This is a genomic window from Mycobacterium gallinarum (genome assembly GCF_010726765.1).
Lineage (GTDB): Bacteria > Actinomycetota > Actinomycetes > Mycobacteriales > Mycobacteriaceae > Mycobacterium > Mycobacterium gallinarum.
This window is the reverse complement of record NZ_AP022601.1, coordinates 6,035,913-6,055,269: the sequence shown is the minus strand read 5'-3', so window position 1 is coordinate 6,055,269 and position 19,357 is coordinate 6,035,913. Positions and strand designations below refer to the sequence as shown.

Below are 19,357 nucleotides of genomic sequence, written 5' to 3'. Positions count from 1 at the left end.
GGCACGCCAGTGTAGCGGTGTCTGTCCGAGGGCCTAGCTCTGCGGAGCCGTGGTCGCCGGGGCTGGGCCCGGCGCGGCCGGTGCCGGGCTCACCTGAGTCGGTGTGACGATCGTCTGGGTCGTCGGTGGCAGCGGCCCGAATCCGTCGGGATCCACGACGGTGGTCGTAGGCGTGGTCGGGGTGGTCGTCGTCGGTGAGGTCGGTGACGTCGGACTGGTGGTATCCGTCGGGCTGGTGGTGGTCGGTGTCGTGGTCGTTGTGGTGGCGGTCGTGGACTCGGAAGTCTCCTTGGGCCGTCGCACGTTGGTGCGTGGCACCCACGTGTAGTTGGGGTCGGGCACGAAGCCGGGCGGCACGACCGCAGGCGCGGGCGGCTCGGGCTTCGGAGCGGGTTCGACGTTGTGATACACCCAGAACAGCGCGAAGAACGCGACGATGAGTACCGCGGTCGAGACCCGGATCCGGCCCCCGAGCTTGACCTTCAACCACGATGTCATTTGCGGTCCTCCGGCGGACCCTGCGTTTCGCCCTCCGCACCGCCGGTCGTCGCCGGATGCACGATGGCCTCCACCATCGGCTTCGCGCCTTCGGCGGGCGACGCGATCCCAGCACGCCGCAGCGCACGGACAACCAGCACACGTATGCGGCGTCCCACCTCGAATTGCTTGCCCGGCAAGGTGCGGGCCACCATCCGCAGATTGACGGTGTCCAGTTCGATGCTCTCCACACCCATCAGCTGAGGCGCGTCGAGGAGGAGCGCGCTCAGGCTGGGATCCTCCATCGCCTTTTCAGCGACCCCGTGGAGCAGATCGTTGACGACGTTGAGGTCCGCCGACGTCGGCACCGGGATGTCGATGACGGCGCGCGCCCAGTCCTTGGAGAGGTTGATCGTCTTGACGATTTGACCGTTGGGGATGGTGAACATCTCGCCCTCGCTGGAGCGCAGCTTGGTGACGCGAAGCGTGACGTCCTCCACGGTGCCCTCCGCGGGCAGCGCGATACCGGCGACGGTGAGCGACACCAGGTCACCGAAGCCGTACTGCTTCTCGGTGATGATGAAGAACCCCGACAGCAGATCCTGGACGACGCGTTGAGCGCCGAAGCCGAGCGCGGCGCCCAGCACCGCAGCCGGCGCGACGAGCGAGCCGATCGGGATCGCGAGGATCGACGTCACCTGCATGATCACGATGACGAAGAGCAGCGCGACCGTCACCCAGGAAATCACCGACGCGACGGCTTGACGGTGCTTGGCACTCTCGGTGCGCACCAGTTGGTCGCTTTCCTGATACTCGGCGTCGATGCGCTTCACGATTCGCCGCGCCGACCAGTTGATGAACCTGGCGGCCAGCAGACCGCCGATCAGGTAGAGCGCGATCGGCACGCCGCGCTCGAGGATCCACACGCCGATGGTGCCCTGCCAGAAACCGGTCCACCGGTCTCCCAAGGCGAATGCGATCAGGTTGCTATTCGTCATCTCGTCTATTGCGCCAACGAATTCCGGCCTCGAGGAATCCGTCGATATCACCGTCCAGTACCGCGGCCGGATTACCGACCTCGTACTCGGTGCGCAAGTCCTTTACCATTTGATACGGGTGCAAAACATAGGAGCGCATCTGATTTCCCCACGAGCTTCCGCCGTCGCCCTTCAAGGCGTCCATCTCGGCGCGCTCTTCTAAACGCTTGCGCTCCAATAACTTTGCCTGAAGAACCCGCATTGCCGAGACCTTGTTCTGCAACTGCGACTTCTCGTTCTGGCAAGTGACCACGATACCGGTCGGGATGTGCGTGAGTCGAACCGCCGAGTCCGTGGTGTTCACCGATTGGCCGCCCGGTCCGCTGGATCGGTAGACGTCGACGCGCACGTCGGCCTCGGGAATGTCTATGTGGTCGGTGGTTTCGGTGACGGGCAGCACTTCCACTTCGGCGAAAGACGTTTGGCGCCTGCCCTGGTTGTCGAACGGGCTGATGCGCACCAGTCGATGGGTGCCCTGCTCCACCGACAAGGTGCCGTACGCGTACGGCGCGTGCACCGCGAACGTTGCGCTCTTGATGCCCGCCTCTTCGGCGTAGGACGTATCGAACACCTCGACGGGGTAGTTGTGCTGTTCGGCCCAGCGCACGTACATCCGCATCAACATCTCGGCCCAGTCCGCCGCGTCGACGCCGCCTGCGCCGGAGCGGATGTTCAGCAGCGCCTCACGCGAGTCGTACTCGCCGGACAGCAGTGTGCGGACCTCTATCGCCTCGAGGTCCTCGCGCAGCTTCTTGAGTTCGGCGTCGGCCTCGGCTTTGGCTTCCGCCGCGCCCGCCCCCTCTTCTTCGGCGGCCATCTCGTAGAGCACGGGCAGGTCGTCGAGGCGCTGCCGGAGTTCCTCGACGCGGCGCAGCTCGCCCTGGGTGTGGGACAGCTCACTGGTGACCTTCTGCGCCCGGGACTGGTCGTCCCACAGGTTGGGGTCAGAGGCCTCGTGCTCGAGCTTCTCGATGCGGACACGCAGGCCGTCGACGTCAAGCACCCGCTCCACCGTCGTCAGGGTGGAGTCGAGTGCTGCGATATCGGCTTGCCGGTCGGGATCCACGGGAATTCAGGGTACCTGTGGAAGAACCCGACACTGTTATCCCTGACTGGCGGCAATTCGGCAGGGTTCGCCTTTAGCATCGGAGATGGCAACCAGCCCTGCCGCGACGCGACAGCCCCTTGCGCGCGGCCGGGCAGCAACAACCTTCAACAAAAGGTATTCATGCGCCCCTACCACGTGGCGATCGTCGGCTCCGGCCCCTCGGGCTACTTCGCTGCCGCTTCGCTTCTGAAATTCGCCGACGCCTCGCAAAAAGAGGGAATCGACGCGGACGTCCGCGTCGACATGCTGGAGATGCTGCCCACGCCGTGGGGGCTGGTGCGCTCGGGCGTCGCACCCGACCACCCGAAGATCAAGTCGATCAGCGCCCAGTTCGAGAAGACCGCGCTGGATCCCCGTTTCCGGTTCTTCGGCAACATCGTGGTCGGGGACCACGTGCAGGCTGCCGAGCTGGCCGAACGCTACGACGCGGTGATCTACGCCGTCGGCGCGCAGTCCGATCGGTCGTTGGGTATTCCCGGCGAGGATCTGCCCGGCAGCGTTCCCGCCGTCGACTTCGTGGGGTGGTACAACGCCCACCCCCACTTCGAGGAGATGGCACCCGATCTGTCGACCGGGCGAGCCGTGGTGGTCGGCAACGGCAACGTCGCGCTGGACGTGGCACGCATCCTGGTGACCGACCCCGACGTGCTGGCTGCCACCGACATCGCCGACCACGCGCTGCAGTCCCTGCACGACCGCGGCGTCGAGGAGGTCCTCATCATCGGCAGGCGCGGTCCGCTGCAGGCCCCGTTCACCACGCTGGAACTGCGGGAACTCGGCCACCTCGAAGGCCTGGGCGACGTCGACGTGATCATCGACCCCGCCGACTTCGCCGATATCTCCGACGAGGATCTGGAAGCCGCGGGCAAGACCGTCAAGAACAACATCAAGGTGTTGCGCGGATACGGCGAGCAGACACCGAAGGGCGCCAAGCGCCGCATCGTGTTCCGGTTCCGCACGTCGCCGATCGAGATCAAGGGCACCGACAAGGTCGAGTCCATCGTGCTGGGCCGCAACGAACTCGTCGAAGAGGACGGACGCGTCGTCGCCAAGGACACCGGCGAACGCGAGGAGGTACCTGCCCAGCTGGTGGTGCGCGCGGTCGGCTACCGCGGGGTCAAGCTGGAAGGCCTGCCGTTCCACGAGCGCAACGGCACGATTCCGCACACCGATGGCCGCATCGAGGGCCGTCGTAACGAGTACGTCGTCGGCTGGATCAAGCGAGGCCCCACCGGAGTCATCGGGAGCAACAAGAGTGACTCGCAGGAAACCGTCGACACGTTGGTCGCCGACCTGTCGTCGGCGTCGCTGTCAGATTTCGGCAGTGATCATGCCGAGCGGCTGGCGGAATGGCTGGTCGAGCGTCAGCCCAAGGTGATCACCGATGACCACTGGAAGCTGATCGACGAACACGAGCGCACCTCGGGTGAGCCCCACGGGAGGCCGCGGGTGAAGGTGACCAGCGTCGCGGAGCTGCTGCGCATCGCGCACGGTTGAAGCCGCTAGTAGATCTCGGGCCCCGGCGGTGGTGGCTGCGGCGGGGCCGCGGTCGGTGCGAATCGCCAGTTGTCGGGGTTCTTGGGCGAGTACACGACGGGAAACAACGTAGACATCGTCGGCCACTGGTCGACGTCGACCGCCATGCGCTGATAGATCACATGTTCGTTGACCGTCGGGCCGTTGATGACGCCGGTGATCGTCACGAATTGCTCTCCGGTGACGTCCTCCGGCCGCGGACTGACGCCGGTGACCAGCAGCTGGCCCTGCACCCAGTCGCTCCCCCCACCGCGCCGTCTCATGATCCAGGGGGCGGCGATGGCGACGAGCACCCCGACCATGACCAGGACCATCGCGATTTCCCACACACCGACATGGTAGGACGTGTTGCATGACGACCGTCGGTGATGACCTTGCCTTCGCGCTGCAAATGGCCGACGCCGCCGACGCGCAGACGCTGGCTCGTTTCGGCGCGCTGGATTTGCGGGTCGAGACAAAACCCGACCTCACTCCCGTGACGGACGCCGATCGCTCGGTCGAGGAGCTGGTCCGAGAGGCGCTGGCGGCGCACCGGCCCGACGACGTCGTGCTCGGTGAAGAGTTCGGCGGCACAGCGGTTTTCAGCGGCCGCCAGTGGGTTGTCGACCCCATCGACGGTACGAAGAACTTCGTCCGCGGCGTTCCGGTGTGGGCCACGTTGATCGCGTTGCTCGACGACGGCGTGCCCGTGGTGGGTGTCGTCAGCGCTCCCGCGCTGCACCGGCGCTGGTGGGCCGGCGGCGGCGAGGGCGCGTTCACGTCGTTCGGCGGGCAGACGCGGCGCATCTCCGTGTCCGGCGTCGACGACATCGCCTCGGCGAGCCTGACGTACTCCGACCTCACCACCGGGTGGGACGGTCTGCGCCCACGATTTCTGGAGCTCACCGACGAGGTGTGGCGGGTTCGCGGCTACGGCGACTTCTGGTCCTACTGCTTGGTCGCCGAGGGCGCCGTGGACATCGCCGTCGAACCGGAGGTCAAGCTGTGGGACCTGGCGGCCCTCGACATCCTGGTGCGGGAGGCGGGCGGCACGTTCACGAGCGTCGCGGGGGAACCTGGCCCTCACGGTGGAAGCGCTGTCGCCACCAACGGGAAACTGCACGACGCTGTGCTCGCGCGTCTTCGATAGCCCGATATCTGAGTTCGAATGGCGTCATCATGTGATGACGCCGTCGCGTCGATCGATTCTGCTCAGAGGGGAGCATCCGTGCAGCAGCTGAGCTGGACCGATGACATGATGTTGCGCGCCGAGCGTCCCGAGACTCCGATGCAGATCCAGATGCTGCTGATCTACGACCCGGCGACGGCGCCCGGCGGGCGAGTCACCTTCAAAGGCATCCTCGACGAGGTCGACAGTCGGTTGCACCTCGCGCCGACCTTTCGGCGGCGGCTGACCGAACTCCCCGGCGGCCTGCACATGCCGTATTGGGTGGACGACCCGAACTTCGATCTCGAGTACCACGTCCGCCACATTGCGTTGCCGCAGCCAGGAGACTGGCGCCAGTTGTGCATCCAGATCGCGCGCATCCACGCTCGGCAGATCGATCTGCGTCGTCCACCGTGGGAGATGACCGTCATCGAGGGGCTCAACGCGGTGCCCGGTGTCCCGCTTGGATCGTTCGCGGTCGGCGTGAAACTGCACCACTGCGCCGCCGACGGCATGGAAAGTGTCGAGCTGCTGGCCGCCCTGCACGATCTCGCACCCGACGGTCCTCGCCCCGCACCTCCCGAAACACCCTGGGAGCCAGACGAACTACCGTCAACGTCCACTCTGGTGTCCAAGACCGCGGTCAATATCGCGCAGTATCCAATGCGCGCGGGCAGCGTCGTCGTGCCAAGTGCGCTGAAGGCGTTCCGCCAGGTCGCCGGGCTGCCCGCCAAGGTTGCCGGTGGCGTCGCCGCGGCGCTCGGTGGCGACCCGCCGTCCTTGTTCGCCCCGACCACTCGGTTCAACGGGTCCCCTTCTCCCCACCGGGTTTTCGAGGCTCGGTTCCATGACCTCGCCGACTTCCAGCGCATCAAATCGACCGTGCCGGGGGCGACGATCAACGACGTCGCGGTGGCATATGTCGGCGGGGCGTTGAGGCGCTACCTCGAAGACCATGACGAGTTGCCGGAAGAGACACTCGTCACTGCGTGCCCCGCGTCGATAAGGGATTCCAGCGAGAAAGGGGCGGGCGGAAATCGGTTGTTCGGCAGACTGCAGTCGCTGCAGACTACTATGTCGGATCCACACAAGCGGCTCGTCTCGGTCGTGGCCGAGGCATCCGCGTTCCGTGAGAACTCCGATACGTCCAACACCAACCGGCTGATGGAGCTCGTCGGTCTCGTTCCCACCACGCTGCTCGGCCTGACCATCAAAGCGGCGTCGGCGCTGCCCTTCAGCAGTCCGCCGATCGCCAACACCAACTTGAGCAATGTGCCCGGACCCGCAGAACCGATCTATTTCAACGGCGCACGCCTGATTCGGGTCACCGGATTGGGGCCGTTGATCGCGGGCTTGAACCTGTTCCACGTCATTGCCAGCTACAACGGAACCGTCTCGATGGGCGTCACCGCGGACCGCGACGCGCTACCAGACCCCGCGCACTATGCCGAGTGCATGCAGGCCGCGTTCGACGAGCTCTTGGCCACGGTCTGACGTTGTGAACTACACAACATTCCCACCGAACTTACTGGTGAGTCAGTTCGCATACCTTACTCTGGAGTCAGTTCCGGAAATGTGAACTTCAATTTTCTAAGCGAGGCGGTCGACATGACCAATACCCTGCCGTCGAACAATGGATCCGCACCGCGGCGAAAGCGCAAAGGCAACGAAAGTGCGGTCGGCCTGCGCAAGCACAAGCGCACCGCGACAGACGTGGCGCTGGCACTGGTCACACCGCTGGTCGGCCAGGAGTTCCTCGACCGCCACAAACTGCGCGAGCCGCTGAACGGCGGTCTCAAGTACGGCGTGAAGCAGGTGTTCTCCGTCGCCGGCGCGGCCAGCCGTCAGTTCAAGCGCGCCTCCGGCGCCCAGGGTGGGCCCACCAGGCTGAAGAAGAGCGGCTCGGACTACTTCGACCTGACGCCCGACGACGAGCAGCAGATGATCGTCGACACGGTCGGCGAGTTCGCCGAGGAAGTGATGCGCCCCGCGGCCCGCGATGCCGACGAGTCCGCGACCTATCCGCCCGATCTCGTCGCCAAGGCCGCCGAACTCGGTGTCACGGCGATCAACGTCCCCGAAGACTTCGACGGAATCGCCGCCCATCGCGCAGCGGTCACCAACGTGCTCGTCGCCGAGGCTCTCGCCTACGGCGACATGGGTCTCGCGCTTCCGATCCTGGCCCCCGCAGGCGTCGCCTCGGCTCTCACCCACTGGGGAAGCGCCGACCAGCAGACGACCTACCTGAAGGAGTTCGCAGGCGAGAATGTGCCGCAGGCGTGCGTGGCGATCTCCGAGCCGCGCCCCCTGTTCGATCCGACCTCGCTGAAGACGACGGCGGTTCGCACCCCGAGCGGCTACCGCCTCGACGGCGTCAAGTCACTGGTGCCCGCCGCCGCAGACGCCGAATTATTCATTGTGGCAGCACAACTCAACGGCAAGCCAGCCCTGTTCATCGTTGAATCGTCGTCGCAAGGGGTATCCGTCAAGGCGGACCCGAGCATGGGTATCCGGGCCGCGGCTCTCGGACAGGTCGAACTGGAGAACGTCATCGTCCCGCTGTCCGCGCGTCTTGGCGAGGACGGAGCCAGCGATCAGGACTATTCGGAGGCCATCGCGCTGTCCCGCCTCGGCTGGGCGTCGCTTTCGGTCGGCACGGCGCATGCGGTGCTCGACTACGTGGTGCCATATGTCAAGGAGCGGCAGGCATTCGGCGAACCGATCGCGCACCGGCAGGCGGTCGCGTTCATGTGCGCCAACATCGCGATCGAGCTCGACGGTCTGCGATTGATCACCTGGCGCGGCGCCGCACGCGCCGATCAGGGTCTGCCGTTCGCCCGGGAAGCTGCGCTGGCCAAGCGACTCGGCGCCGACAAGGGCATGCAGATCGGACTCGATGGAGTGCAACTGCTCGGTGGCCACGGCTACACCAAGGAGCACCCGGTCGAACGCTGGTACCGCGATCTGCGGGCGATCGGTGTCGCCGAGGGTGTCGTCGTTATCTAGTCTTCTAACGAAAGTCGAATCATGGCAATCAATCTGGAACTGCCGAAGAAGCTCGAAGCAGTGATCGACATGGCGCACAACGGCGCCGCCGAGATGCTGCGGCCGATCTCACGCAAATGGGATCTGCGGGAACACGAGTACCCGGTCGAACTCGACACGCTGGCCACCCTCTTCGAGGGTATCTCGGGCGCCAACGCCATCGCCTTCGCGGGCGCCGAAGCGTTCGCGGCCGGAGAAGCCAGAGACGTCAACCACAATGGCGCCAACATGTCGGCCGTGCTCAACGTGATGGAAGTCAGTTGGGGCGACGTCGCATTGATGTTGTCGGTGCCGCGCCAGGGCCTCGGCAACGCCGCGATCTCCAGCGTGGCGACTCGTGAACAGCTCGACAAGCTCGGCAAGGACGTATGGGCCGCGATGGCGATCACCGAACCGGGCTTCGGGTCCGACTCGGCCGCGGTGACGACCACGGCGAAGCTCGACGGCGACGAGTACGTCATCAACGGCGAGAAGATCTATGTCACCGCGGGATCGCGCGCCACCCACATCGTGGTGTGGGCGACCCTGGACAAGTCGATGGGCCGCGCGGCGATCAAGTCGTTCATCGTGCCGCGCGAACACCCCGGCGTCACCGTCGAACGCCTCGAGGACAAGCTCGGCATCAAGGCCTCCGACACGGCCGTCATCCGGTTCGACAACGCGCGCATCCCGAAGGAAAACCTGCTCGGCAGCCCGGACGTCGAGGTCGAGAAGGGCTTCGCGGGCGTCATGGAGACCTTCGACAACACCCGTCCGGTGGTGGCCGCGATGGCCGTCGGCATCGCGCGCGCCGCGCTCGAGGAGCTGCGCAAGATCCTCACCGAAGCCGGTGTGGAGATCTCCTACGACAAGCCCTCGCACGCGCAAAGCGCGCCCGCCGCCGAGTTCCTGCGGATGGAGTCCGATTGGGAGTCGGCGTATCTACTGATGGTGCGTTCGGCGTGGCAGGCCGACAACAACATCCCGAACTCCAAGGAAGCGTCGATGGGCAAGGCCAAGGCCGGCCGCGTCGCCAGTGACATCACGCTCAAGGCCGTCGAATTGGCAGGCACCGTCGGCTATTCCGAGCAGACGCTGCTGGAAAAGTGGGCCCGCGACAGCAAGATCCTCGACATCTTCGAGGGCACCCAGCAGATTCAGCAGCTGGTGGTTGCCCGTCGGCTGCTGGGCCTGTCGTCGTCCGAGCTGAAGTAGGTTTCTTTTCGCCGAGTGTGGGCTCGATACACACCCTGGGCGCATTTCGCGTGCGGGTAACCCACGTTCGGCGAGCTGAACTCAGAATCCGTCGTGCACGACCACGCGCGTGCGGCCGGTGACGCCGCCGCCGATGATCGTGCGCAGCGTGTGCGGCGCCTCGAGCACCGAGACGTCCTTGGTGATGCTGCCCAGGTGACGCGGCTTGAGCTCGCCCGCGAGTTGACGCCACACGTCGCGACGCGCCCCGATCGGCAGCTGTACTGAATCGATGCCAGCCAGGGTTACGCCGCGCAGAATGAACGGCATCACCGTCGTCGGTAGGTCAGCCGACCGGGCCAGACCTGAAATCGCCGCAGTCCCACCGTAATTCAATGTGCTCAACGCGTAGGCCAGGGTGTCGCCGCCCACGCTGTCGACGACGCCGGCCCACTGCGACTTGCCGAGCGCCCGCACCTTCTCCCCCTCTGCGGGTAGCCGACCGATCACCTGCGTGGCGCCCAGTTCCATCAGCCAGTCGTGGGCTTCGGCCTTACCGCTGGACGCGACCACCTCGTACCCGAGTCCAGCCAGCAGATCGACGCTGACGCTGCCGACCCCGCCCGTCGCACCGGTAACCAGAATCGGGCCGTCGGCCGGCTGTATGCCCGCCGCACGAATCGCGTTGACGCTCATGGCCGCAGTGAATCCCGCCGTGCCGATAGCCGCGGCCTCGGCGGTGGTCAACTCGTCGAGCTTCACCAGATAGTCGGCGGGGTAGCGCGCGGTGTCCGCGTAGCCGCCGTGGCGACCGGTGCCGATGTCGTAACCATGGGCGACGACGCGGTCACCCACGGCGAATTCAGGGGACGAGCTCGAGGTGACCGTTCCGGCGACATCGATGCCGGGAATCAGCGGGTACGCCCGCGCGACTCCGCCCTTCGGCGTGATCGCCAGGGCGTCCTTGTAGTTGATCCCCGAGTATTCGACGCCAATCTGGACATCGCCGTCGGGCAGGAAGGACGCGTCGACGACCTCGTGCTGCAGCGTGATGGATCCCTCGGCGTCCTGGTGCGCGACCAACGCATTGACTTCAGACATGGAACCCATTCTCATCTGGGCCCACACCGAAGGTAGGGGAACGCAAAAGTCCCCGATCACCCGGGCAAGTCCGAGTGTCGGGGACCTTTGCGTCGGCGCTACGAGCCCAGGGTCGAGATCAGGTCGGGCTTCATCTGCTGAAGTTGCTGGCCCCAGTACTCCCAGCTGTGCGTGCCGTAAGGCGGGAAGTTGAACACGGCGTTTTTGCCGCCCGCGGCGATGTAGTTGTCGCGGAACGTCTCGTTCGTCCGGATCGTCAGACCCTCGAGGAAGGTGGCGGGGAGGTTCGCGCCGCCCAGTTCGTTGGGCGTTCCGTTGCCGCAGTAGACCCACAGGCGGGTGTTGTTGGCCACCAGCGCGGGGATCTGAAGCATCGGGTCATTGCGCTTCCACGCGCTGTTCGGGTCTTCGGTCGGGCCCCACATGTCGTTGGCCTTGTATCCGCCGGCGTCGCCCATCGCCATGTTGATCAGGAACGGCCACTGTCCCTCGGACGGGTTGAGGAAGGCCGACAGCGACCCGGCATAGATGAACTGCTGTGGATGATAGACCGAGAGGATCATCGCCGAGTTGCCCGCCATCGACAGGCCGACGGCGGCGTTGCCGGTCGTGGACACTCCGCGTTCGGCGGCCAGCCAGTTCGGCAGCTCGCTCGTCAGGAAGGTCTCCCACTTGTAGGTCTGGCAACCGTTCTTGCCACAGGCCGGCGCATACCAGTCGCTGTAGAAGCTGGACTGACCGCCGACCGGCATGATGATCGACAACGGGGTGTCGAAGTACCACTCGAACGCCTGGGTCTCGAGGTCCCAGCCGTTGAAGTCGTCGCGGGCACGCAGACCGTCGAGCAGGTACACAGCCTTCGACCCGGTGCCTTTCTGGAACTGCACCTTGATATCGCGGCCCATCGACGGCGAGGGGACCATCAAGTACTCCACCGGCAGACCGGGCCGCGAGAACGCCTCAGCGGTCGGAGACTGCCCCGTGAGGCCCACTACGCCGGGCAGCAGGGCCGCCGCTACGGCAGCCATGGTGAGCCGGCGCGCCCAGGGACGTCGAATCTTGTCAATGAAGCTCATACTGCAAACCCATCCATCTTCCGATTTCCGCTTTTCCCACGATCGAGCAATCGTCATCGACAGCGCAGCGGATTGCTGCGTTGTCGTGCCCGCTCGACTGAGCCCGGTGGCCCATGGAGCGGACCGAGAAAATTTCAGTTGTCGCGTGTGCAGTAAAACATGTGACCAGCGCGAGGAGAAAGTCCGAACGGCGGCGTCGGCGAGATTCCCGTGAACAATCTGTCTGGTGTCGATGCCGACGTGACCGGCCGTGGGCACCGTAGGCTTCGGGGTATGGCAAAGGCTCGCGCCACTCGCCTGGCCGTGGAGGACTGGATCCAGGCCGGCTATGCGGTCCTTGCCGAGGAAGGCATCAAGTCGCTGAAGGTTGACCGGTTGTGCACCCGCCTCGGCGTGACCAAAGGCAGTTTTTACTGGCATTTCGCCGATATCGCGAGCTATCGCGTCGCGCTGGTCGACGCGTGGGGCGCCTCCAGAGACGAGGAACGGCGCCACTTCGGCACGTCGACTGACGTGCCTGCCCGGGAGCGGCTCTCGCAAATGATGACAACGCTGGTTGACGCTCGGCATTGGACACTGGAGCGCGCAATGCGGGAATGGGCCCGCACCGACGAGAGAGTGGCCGCCAGCGTCCGCGCCGCGGACCGGCGTGTCGTGGCCGCGGTGCGCCAGGCATTTCTCGACTACGGGTTCGATGCCGAGGAGGCCGACCTGCGCGCAACCGCCACTTTTGCGGTCGGAATAGGGTTCCTGCATCTGTCCGGGGCGAAACCCAGCGCCCGGGGAGCCGCGCGGCGGGAACGCTTCCTCGACATCATGCTGACGCGCTGAGACACACTTTCCATACTAAAAGGTATGGTAGCGTTGAGGATCGTGACCGCGGTTTCGGCCACCCCGGCCATCACCCCCGAGTTTGTCGCCCGGCTGGCCGAGCGCGCGCCAGAAGCCGAGCGGATACGCCGCTTACCTGCCGAAACGGTCGCCGACGTCACCGCTTCGGGCTTTACCGAACTGCTGGTGCCCGCCCGCTTCGGCGGTCAGCAGGCCGCGTGGCCGTCGATCCTCGATCCGGTTCGGCGGATGGCGCACGGCTGTGCGTCGAGCGCGTGGACGCTTGGCTTCTATGCCCTGCACAACTGGATGCTTGCGCTGTTCGACGAGCGTGCTCAGGAGGAGGCGTTCGCGACGCGCCCGTTCCTCGCGCCCGCGCCGCTGGCGCCGACGGGCCGAGGCGTGCCGTCCGGCGACGGCATCCGGTTGACCGGCCGGTGGTCGTGGGCGACGGGCGTGATGGACGGCAACTGGATCATGGTGGGTGCGATCTGCGGCCCCGATGAGGATCCGGCCGCTATTTATCCGGCGCTGGCCCTACTACCCATCTCCGACGTCCGCATCGAGGACGTCTGGCACACCGACGGCATGCGGGCCACTGGATCCAACGACGTGGTCATCACCGATGCGTTTGTCCCCCACCACCGGCTTGTCCGCGTCGCCGATATCTATTCCGGCACCGCGCCGGGCGCCGGGCTTCACGACGCCGACACCTACCGTTGGCCGATGGTGCCCGCCCTGTCGCTGTTGGCGGCCATGCCGGCACTGGGCAGCGCGGAGCGCGTCGCGGAGGTCTACGCCGAGCGGCTCGGCGAGCGCATCCTCGCGTACGAAGGCGTCACGCAGAAGGAGAAGCCGCTGGCGCAGGCACGGCTTGGCGAGGCGCGCGTCCGGCTGCGTGCGCTGCGCGGACTGCTGGCCGACACCGTCGGAGATATCGAAGCCGTTGTCGCGTCGGGTGACCCGGTGCCGCGGCCGGTACGAGCCGAGGCCCGCCTCGCGGCCGCGCACATCGTGCGCGAGTCGCGGTCGGTGATCGCCGATCTGCTGGAGGCGTCCGGCGCCAGCGTGCACTTCGCCGACAATCCGCTGCAGCGCATCAAACGCGACGTCGATGTTCTTGCCGGTCATGTGGTGTTCGACTACGACACCAGTCGCGAACTTGCCGGAGCGCTCACACTGGGCATGAAGGTCTCGCGCACCGCGATGGTCTAACAAAGGGGAATCATGGCCGACGATCTGCGTGATCGGATCACGAAAACCTTCCAGAAGAACGTCGCCAACCGAATGATGCGGCTGATGCCGTTCCAGACGCTGCTGGAAACCACCGGCCGCAAGAGCGGTGAGCCCCGCCGCACGCCTCTGGGTGGACGCCGCGAGGGCGACCAGTTCTGGTTCGTCTCGGAATTCGGCGACAAGTCGCAGTACGTCAAGAACATCCAGGCGAATCCGAAGGTCCGCGTCCGGATCAACGGCAGGTGGCATCGCGGCACTGCGCACTTGGTGCCCGACGACGACCCGCACGCACGGCTGCGCTCACTACCTCAGTTCAACAGCTTCGGCGTGCGGACGTTCGGCACCAACCTGCTGACCATCCGGGTCGACCTCGAGAGCTGATCCGAGGGTTGACCCCTGCCCGAAAGTAAAACTAAACTCATTTTTAGTTCGGATCGCCCATTGTCGATGGAGACACCATGGAATCCTTTGTTCACCTCCGAAAAGGCCGTACTCCCCGACGACTGCACGCCGATCTGGATGGGCTGAAAGACGACGAACTCGGGCGCGGCGGCTTCACCGGCCGCACGGCGAACATGTATCGGCGCAACGACCCGACGGCATTCCGCTCGGTCGGCCCATTGCGGCCCGTCGACGTGCTGTCGTCGGAGCTCAAACCGAGCGACGCGAGCGACGCCGCCGGCGGTCCACTGCTGATGTTCAGCAATGCCGACTGCCTCGTGATGCTGTCGCGGCGCAGCGAGCCGATGCCGTTCTTCGTCCGCTACGTCGACGGCGACCTGCTCAGCTTCGTCCACAAGGGCTCGGGTCTGCTCGAGACGGAGTTCGGGCCCCTGCGCTACCGCGAGGGCGACTGGGTCTACATACCCAAGGCGTGCACCTTCCGCCAGGTGCCCGACGAAGAGTCGACACTGCTCATGATCCAGGCCACTGACGAGTTCCGGGTCCCGGCACCGGGGTACCTCGGTCGGCACTTCCCCTTCGATCCATCGCAGGCCGTCATCCCGGAGGCGTCGCCCATCGACGACGATGGGCGTGACGAGTACGAGGTCCGGCTGATCCACTCCCCAATAGATGGGGTGGGGACGACTTCTCTCTTCTACCAACATCATCCGCTGGACGTGGCGGGCTGGCGCGGCGACAATTTCGCGTTCACCTTCAACATCGACGACTACAACGTGGTGACGTCGAACAGCGTGCACCTGCCACCCACGGTGCACCTGTTCATGGAGGCCACCGGCGTCTACGTGATGAACTTCCTGCCCAAGCCCGCCGAAAGCGTGCCAGGCACCGAGCGCACGCCGTGGTACCACCGCAACGTCGACTTCGACGAGATCGCGTTCTTCCACGGTGGATCGCTCTACGGGATCCCGATGCCGCCCGGCTTGGTTTCCCATGCGCCGCAAGGGGTTCACCACGGTGCACCAGAGAAGGCGCGCGAGCGGGCCCGCCGCAAGTTCGATGACTACGACAAGGTCGACTGGTCGGTGATCGCGATCGACACCAGGCGTCGCCTCGTCCCGTCCGAAGAGGTACTCGCCAACGATCTGGGGCAGCACTAGATGACCACCGCGGTGAAGTACGAGTACGACCGAATCCCCTATCTGGTCGCTTACCAGAACAATTCGGGCGTCCGCGACGTCTACGGCGGCGTCGCCGAGCTCGTCATCCTCGAAAGCCATCTGCTGCGTCCGAAGGACAAGCCCTCAGACACCGTATTGGTGTTCATGCATCCCATCGGCGGGGGCGCGTACCTGCCGATGATGAACGCGCTCGCCCGCGCGGGGCACCACGTCATCTACTGCAACAGCCGCTTTCGCGGTACCGACTCCGCGCTGCTGATGGAGAAGGTGGTCGAGGACCTGGGCGAGTGCATCGAGGACGCCAAGAACCGGCTGGGCTACTCGAAGGTGGTCCTCGCCGGGTGGAGCGGCGGCGGATCGCTGTCGGTGTTCTACCAGCAGCAGGCGCAGAACCCGACCGTGACGGCCAGCCCCTCCGGTGACGGCCCCGACCTCACCAAGCTCGGCCTGATCCCGGCCGACGGCATCATGCTGCTGGCCGCGCACGTCAGCCGCCACGGCACGATGACCGAATGGCTGGACGCGTCGATCCTCGACGAGTCCGACCCGTCCAAGCGCGACCCCGAGTTGGACCTGTACAACCCCGACAACCCTAACCAGCCGCCCTACACCGCGGAGTTCCTCGAGCGCTACCGGGCCGCCCAGATCGCACGCAATCGCCGAATCACCAAGTGGGTCAAGGGCAAACTGGCCGAGTTGAAGGCGCAGGGCCGTCCCGAGGACGAGTTCGCGTTCGTCGTGCACGGCACCATGGCTGACCCGCGGTGGCTCGACCCCACGGTGGATCCGAACGAACGCACCCCCGGACAGTGCTATCTGGGCGATCCTCAGGTGGTGAACAACAGTCCCGTCGGATTGGCCCGGTTCTGCACACTGCGCAGCTGGCTCTCGCAATGGAGCTACGACGACGCCAACGGTGATGCGGTCAAGTGCGGGCCCGACATCGCGGTGCCCGCGCTGGTCATCGGCAACATGGCCGATGACGCCTGCACACCCAGCCACACACAGCGTCTGTTCACCGCGATCGGGCATTCTGACAAGGAGATGTACGAGATCCCCGGCGCGAACCACTACTACTCCGGACCCGATCAGCGCGGCACGCTGCGCGAGGCGGTCGGAATCTGCACCGACTGGCTACACAGGCACGAGTTCTCGACATGACGGTCACCGGCCCGCTCGACGGCATCCGCGTTATCGAGGTCGGCACGCTGATCTCCGGACCGTTCGCCGGACGGCTGCTCGGTGACATGGGCGCCGAGGTCATCAAGATCGAGCCGCCTGGGGCCCCTGATCCGTTGCGCACCTGGGGGCAGGCCGAACTCGAGGGTCACCATTTCTTCTGGACGGTGCACGCGCGCAACAAGAAGGCCGTCACGCTGAACCTGCGCAAGGATGCCGGACGCGAACTGTTCCTGGACCTCGTCGAGCGCTCCGACATCATCGTGGAGAACTTCCGGCCCGGCACGCTGGAGAAGTGGAACCTCGGCTACGTCGTGCTGCGTGAACGCAATCAGGGCATCATCCTGGTACGGGTCTCCGGATACGGGCAGACCGGACCCGAGGCGCACAAGGCGGGTTACGCGTCGGTCGCCGAGGCGGCCAGTGGCCTGCGGCACATGAACGGGTTCCCCGGCGGTCCGCCCCCGCGACTCGCCCTTTCGCTCGGCGACAGCCTGGCCGGGATGTTCGCCGCCCAGGGCGCACTGGCCGCGCTGTATCGACGCTCGGTCACCGGCAAGGGACAGGTCGTCGACGCCGCGCTCACCGAATCCTGTTTGGCCGTTCAGGAATCCACCATTCCGGACTACGACGTGGGCGGTGTGGTTCGGGGACCCTCCGGTACCCGACTGGAGGGTATCGCCCCGTCGAACATCTACCCGACCGCCGACGGCAGCTGGGTCGTCATCGCCGCCAACCAGGACACCGTGTTCCGTCGGCTGTGCGCCGCAATGGGACAACCAGAGCTCGCCACCGACGATCGATTCGCCACTCACGTTGCCCGGGGCCGCAATCAGGATGAACTCGACAAGATCATCGGCGACTGGGCGGCCGCCAGACAACCTGCCGACATCATCGCGACCCTTTCGGAAGCCGGGGTGATCAGCGGACCCATCAACACCGTCGCCGAGGTCGTCGAGGATCCACAGCTGCAGGCCCGCGGGATGATCGCCGACCACTGGGACGAACGCATCGGGCGAAACATCAAGGGTCCCGGCGTGATACCGGTGCTCTCGGATACACCGGGCACGATTCGCAACGCCGGCTCCGCCCGGCCCGGCCAGCACAATGACGAGGTCTACGGTGGTCTGCTGGGCCGAAGCGATGCCGAGATCATGCAGCTGGCAGAGGAGGGCGTGTTATGAGTGTGCTTCCGACGCATGTCGACATTCGCGACGTCTCACTGCGCGACGGACTACAGATCGAGGATCCGATTCCGTTGTCGGCCAAACTCGAACTGCTCGCGGCCGTCGCCGCCACCGGCGTGCGGGAGATGGAGGCGACGGCGTTCGTCTCGCCATCGAAGGTGCCCGCGCTGGCCGACGCGGCCGAACTCGCCGCCGAGCTGCACAACTTCGGAGACATCGAGTTCTCGGCGCTGGTGGCCAGTCCCAACGGCGCCAAGCGCGCGATCGCGTCGGGTTTGCGGTCGATCGAGTACGTGGTGTCGGCCGCCGACGGCCACAGCCAAGCGAACGTAGGTCGCACCACGGCGGAAGCCACCGCGCAGATTCCCGAGATCGTCGCGATCTCCCACGACAGCGGCGTCACCGTCGAGGTCATCATCGCCACGGCGTGGGACTGCCCCTTCGACGGCCCGACACCACCGCAACGCGTGCTGGACATCGTGACCGCCGCCCGCGACCACGGCGCCGATCGCCTCGCGATCGCCGACACCATCGGCACCACCACCCCGCGCCGGGTCAGCGCTCTGGTGGCGCAGGTTCGTCCCCTGATCGGTGACATCCCGCTGGGGGCGCATTTCCACAACACCCGCGGTGCCGGACTGGCCAGCGCCTACGCCGCAGTCGAGGCCGGTGTCACCCGGCTGGACGCGTCAGTCGGCGGGCTCGGCGGCTGTCCGTTCGCGCCGGGCGCCAGCGGCAACATCGCCACCGAAGACCTGGTTTATCTGTTACGGGACAGCGAGATTGACGTCGACGTCGACCTGGAGGGCGCCATCGCCGCCGCCCGCGTCGCTCAGAAAGTCGTCGGGCACGACCTACCGAGCTCGCTGCTGCGTGCCGGCGACCGGATTCTCGGCGACTGACGTGAAGGGACTTGCTCACGTCTCGGCTGTAACCGCATGGCGGAAATGCCGGCCAAAACTCGCCGTCAGGTTACACGCGCGGTCGTTCAGGGCCGGGATGTGACCGTGCCAGCCGAAACCCTCAGTGCCAAGGGTCGCCAGACCAGGGAGGCTATCGAGCAGGCCGCCCGGAAACTCTTCGCCGAGCGCGGGTTTCACGGCACCACCCTTGGTGACATCACGTCGGCGGCCGGCAAATCACCGGCGGCGTTCTATCGCTACTTCGCCGACAAGGAAGATCTGCTGGCCGTCCTCGCTGAGTCCTTCCTGCACGAGGTGGTCGCGCCGTCCGGCCTGAGCGTCGAGCTGCCGGAATCCCCGGACGACGATACGTTCTTTCGCACCGTGGTCACCGGCTACTGGAACATGTTCAAGCAGAACATCGGGATCATGATCGCGGTCGCCCAACTCGCGGCCACGCAGCCCCGCTTCGCCGCGGTGCAGAACGAATTCCGCCGTTTCGGCATCGACATCGTCGCCGCTTCAGTGCGCCGTGCCCAGGAACAGGGCCACGGTGCCGATCTGCATCCCGAGCACACCGCCGCGGCGATCGCGTTGCTCTTCGAGAACTTCACCACTGTTTTCGTCGGCACATCCGGTCTCGGGCTCGAGATGAGTGACGAGGACGCAATCGCCACGCTGTCGAGGATTTGGAAGAAGACGCTGTACGGGTTCTAGAGACCCTGGACGTAAGGAGACA

General features: G+C 65.8%; 19 protein-coding genes. 13 read left to right on the top strand and 6 right to left on the bottom strand.

The window, feature by feature from the left end:
• Positions 1 to 33: 33 nt before the first annotated feature.
• The 3 genes from G6N42_RS29680 to prfB are packed head-to-tail and all read right to left on the bottom strand — an operon-like array spanning position 34 to position 2,580.
• On the bottom strand, positions 34 to 498 hold the full coding sequence (locus G6N42_RS29680) for an Rv3103c family proline-rich protein (protein ID WP_232076422.1): 465 nt from the start codon (positions 496 to 498) through the stop codon (positions 34 to 36).
• Positions 495 to 1,475, bottom strand: a complete 981-nt coding sequence (locus G6N42_RS29675; protein WP_163736637.1) for a mechanosensitive ion channel family protein — start codon at positions 1,473 to 1,475, stop codon at positions 495 to 497. Before G6N42_RS29675 ends, G6N42_RS29680 begins: the two co-directional genes overlap by 4 nt.
• Positions 1,465 to 2,580: a peptide chain release factor 2 gene (gene prfB / locus G6N42_RS29670; protein ID WP_163736632.1), complete on the bottom strand. Its 1,116-nt coding sequence runs from the start codon at positions 2,578 to 2,580 to the stop codon at positions 1,465 to 1,467. Before prfB ends, G6N42_RS29675 begins: the two co-directional genes overlap by 11 nt.
• 162 nt (positions 2,581 to 2,742) lie before the next feature.
• On the opposite strand from prfB, the gene G6N42_RS29665 reads away from it, so the two are divergent.
• The gene (locus G6N42_RS29665; RefSeq protein WP_163736629.1) at positions 2,743 to 4,119 is read left to right on the top strand and encodes an FAD-dependent oxidoreductase; all 1,377 of its coding nucleotides are present in this window, start codon (positions 2,743 to 2,745) and stop codon (positions 4,117 to 4,119) included.
• A gap of 5 nt (positions 4,120 to 4,124) precedes the next feature.
• Here G6N42_RS29665 and G6N42_RS29660 read toward each other — a convergent pair whose 3' ends face one another.
• Positions 4,125 to 4,487, bottom strand: a complete 363-nt coding sequence (locus G6N42_RS29660) for a hypothetical protein (protein WP_163736625.1) — start codon at positions 4,485 to 4,487, stop codon at positions 4,125 to 4,127.
• Between the two features lie 23 nt (positions 4,488 to 4,510).
• Here G6N42_RS29660 and hisN point away from each other — a divergent pair, with 23 nt between their 5' ends.
• The 4 genes from hisN to G6N42_RS29640 all read left to right on the top strand — a co-directional run bounded on the left by hisN (position 4,511) and on the right by G6N42_RS29640 (position 9,544).
• Entirely contained in the window at positions 4,511 to 5,287 is a 777-nt protein-coding gene (hisN, locus tag G6N42_RS29655) for a histidinol-phosphatase (RefSeq protein WP_163736621.1), read from the top strand.
• 78 nt (positions 5,288 to 5,365) lie between these two features.
• Positions 5,366 to 6,799 (top strand): WS/DGAT/MGAT family O-acyltransferase, encoded by a 1,434-nt coding sequence (locus G6N42_RS29650; protein WP_163736618.1) that lies wholly within the window; start codon positions 5,366 to 5,368, stop codon positions 6,797 to 6,799.
• Between the two features lie 114 nt (positions 6,800 to 6,913).
• Positions 6,914 to 8,311, top strand: a complete 1,398-nt coding sequence (locus G6N42_RS29645) for an acyl-CoA dehydrogenase family protein (RefSeq protein WP_163736614.1) — start codon at positions 6,914 to 6,916, stop codon at positions 8,309 to 8,311.
• Positions 8,312 to 8,332: 21 nt separating this feature from the next.
• On the top strand, positions 8,333 to 9,544 hold the full coding sequence (locus tag G6N42_RS29640; RefSeq protein ID WP_163736611.1) for an acyl-CoA dehydrogenase family protein: 1,212 nt from the start codon (positions 8,333 to 8,335) through the stop codon (positions 9,542 to 9,544).
• 81 nt (positions 9,545 to 9,625) lie between these two features.
• Here G6N42_RS29640 and G6N42_RS29635 read toward each other — a convergent pair whose 3' ends face one another.
• Together G6N42_RS29635 and G6N42_RS29630 are read right to left on the bottom strand one after the other, a co-directional pair.
• Complete coding sequence (locus G6N42_RS29635) at positions 9,626 to 10,624, bottom strand: acrylyl-CoA reductase family protein (RefSeq protein ID WP_163736608.1); 999 nt, start codon at positions 10,622 to 10,624, stop codon at positions 9,626 to 9,628.
• A gap of 98 nt (positions 10,625 to 10,722) precedes the next feature.
• Positions 10,723 to 11,700 carry an esterase family protein gene (locus G6N42_RS29630; protein WP_163736605.1) on the bottom strand — a complete coding sequence of 326 codons (978 nt, stop codon included), beginning with the start codon at positions 11,698 to 11,700 and terminating at the stop codon, positions 10,723 to 10,725.
• Positions 11,701 to 11,973: 273 nt separating this feature from the next.
• On the opposite strand from G6N42_RS29630, the gene G6N42_RS29625 reads away from it, so the two are divergent.
• The 8 genes from G6N42_RS29625 to G6N42_RS29590 all read left to right on the top strand — a co-directional run bounded on the left by G6N42_RS29625 (position 11,974) and on the right by G6N42_RS29590 (position 19,335).
• Positions 11,974 to 12,531: a TetR/AcrR family transcriptional regulator gene (locus G6N42_RS29625; protein ID WP_163736602.1), complete on the top strand. Its 558-nt coding sequence runs from the start codon at positions 11,974 to 11,976 to the stop codon at positions 12,529 to 12,531.
• A gap of 42 nt (positions 12,532 to 12,573) precedes the next feature.
• Positions 12,574 to 13,746, top strand: coding sequence for an acyl-CoA dehydrogenase family protein (locus G6N42_RS29620; protein WP_232076420.1), 1,173 nt, complete (start codon positions 12,574 to 12,576; stop codon positions 13,744 to 13,746).
• Positions 13,747 to 13,758: 12 nt separating this feature from the next.
• Entirely contained in the window at positions 13,759 to 14,148 is a 390-nt protein-coding gene (locus G6N42_RS29615) for a nitroreductase/quinone reductase family protein (RefSeq protein ID WP_163736596.1), read from the top strand.
• Between the two features lie 77 nt (positions 14,149 to 14,225).
• Complete coding sequence (locus G6N42_RS29610; protein ID WP_163736593.1) at positions 14,226 to 15,329, top strand: homogentisate 1,2-dioxygenase; 1,104 nt, start codon at positions 14,226 to 14,228, stop codon at positions 15,327 to 15,329.
• Positions 15,330 to 16,511: an alpha/beta hydrolase family protein gene (locus G6N42_RS29605; protein WP_163736591.1), complete on the top strand. Its 1,182-nt coding sequence runs from the start codon at positions 15,330 to 15,332 to the stop codon at positions 16,509 to 16,511. It abuts the gene before it with no gap.
• Positions 16,508 to 17,713, top strand: a complete 1,206-nt coding sequence (locus tag G6N42_RS29600; protein WP_163736588.1) for a CaiB/BaiF CoA transferase family protein — start codon at positions 16,508 to 16,510, stop codon at positions 17,711 to 17,713. The genes G6N42_RS29605 and G6N42_RS29600 overlap by 4 nt, the downstream gene beginning before the upstream one ends.
• Positions 17,710 to 18,618, top strand: a complete 909-nt coding sequence (locus G6N42_RS29595) for a hydroxymethylglutaryl-CoA lyase (RefSeq protein WP_163736585.1) — start codon at positions 17,710 to 17,712, stop codon at positions 18,616 to 18,618. The genes G6N42_RS29600 and G6N42_RS29595 overlap by 4 nt, the downstream gene beginning before the upstream one ends.
• Before the next feature lie 105 nt (positions 18,619 to 18,723).
• Complete coding sequence (locus G6N42_RS29590; RefSeq protein WP_163736582.1) at positions 18,724 to 19,335, top strand: TetR/AcrR family transcriptional regulator; 612 nt, start codon at positions 18,724 to 18,726, stop codon at positions 19,333 to 19,335.
• The last annotated feature ends 22 nt before the right edge of the window (positions 19,336 to 19,357 follow it).

Excerpts from the sequence above, each read along its gene's own strand:
- G6N42_RS29680 (WP_232076422.1), bottom strand. The coding sequence starts at position 498 with ATGACATCGTGGTTGAAGGTCAAGCTCGGGGGCCGGATCCGGGTCTCG.
- G6N42_RS29675 (WP_163736637.1), bottom strand. The coding sequence starts at position 1,475 with ATGACGAATAGCAACCTGATCGCATTCGCCTTGGGAGACCGGTGGACC.
- G6N42_RS29665 (WP_163736629.1), top strand. The coding sequence starts at position 2,743 with ATGCGCCCCTACCACGTGGCGATCGTCGGCTCCGGCCCCTCGGGCTAC.
- hisN (WP_163736621.1), top strand. The coding sequence starts at position 4,511 with ATGACGACCGTCGGTGATGACCTTGCCTTCGCGCTGCAAATGGCCGAC.
- G6N42_RS29645 (WP_163736614.1), top strand. The coding sequence starts at position 6,914 with ATGACCAATACCCTGCCGTCGAACAATGGATCCGCACCGCGGCGAAAG.
- G6N42_RS29640 (WP_163736611.1), top strand. The coding sequence starts at position 8,333 with ATGGCAATCAATCTGGAACTGCCGAAGAAGCTCGAAGCAGTGATCGAC.
- G6N42_RS29635 (WP_163736608.1), bottom strand. The coding sequence starts at position 10,624 with ATGTCTGAAGTCAATGCGTTGGTCGCGCACCAGGACGCCGAGGGATCC.
- G6N42_RS29630 (WP_163736605.1), bottom strand. The coding sequence starts at position 11,700 with ATGAGCTTCATTGACAAGATTCGACGTCCCTGGGCGCGCCGGCTCACC.
- G6N42_RS29625 (WP_163736602.1), top strand. The coding sequence starts at position 11,974 with ATGGCAAAGGCTCGCGCCACTCGCCTGGCCGTGGAGGACTGGATCCAG.
- G6N42_RS29615 (WP_163736596.1), top strand. The coding sequence starts at position 13,759 with ATGGCCGACGATCTGCGTGATCGGATCACGAAAACCTTCCAGAAGAAC.
- G6N42_RS29610 (WP_163736593.1), top strand. The coding sequence starts at position 14,226 with ATGGAATCCTTTGTTCACCTCCGAAAAGGCCGTACTCCCCGACGACTG.
- G6N42_RS29605 (WP_163736591.1), top strand. The coding sequence starts at position 15,330 with ATGACCACCGCGGTGAAGTACGAGTACGACCGAATCCCCTATCTGGTC.
- G6N42_RS29600 (WP_163736588.1), top strand. The coding sequence starts at position 16,508 with ATGACGGTCACCGGCCCGCTCGACGGCATCCGCGTTATCGAGGTCGGC.
- G6N42_RS29595 (WP_163736585.1), top strand. The coding sequence starts at position 17,710 with ATGAGTGTGCTTCCGACGCATGTCGACATTCGCGACGTCTCACTGCGC.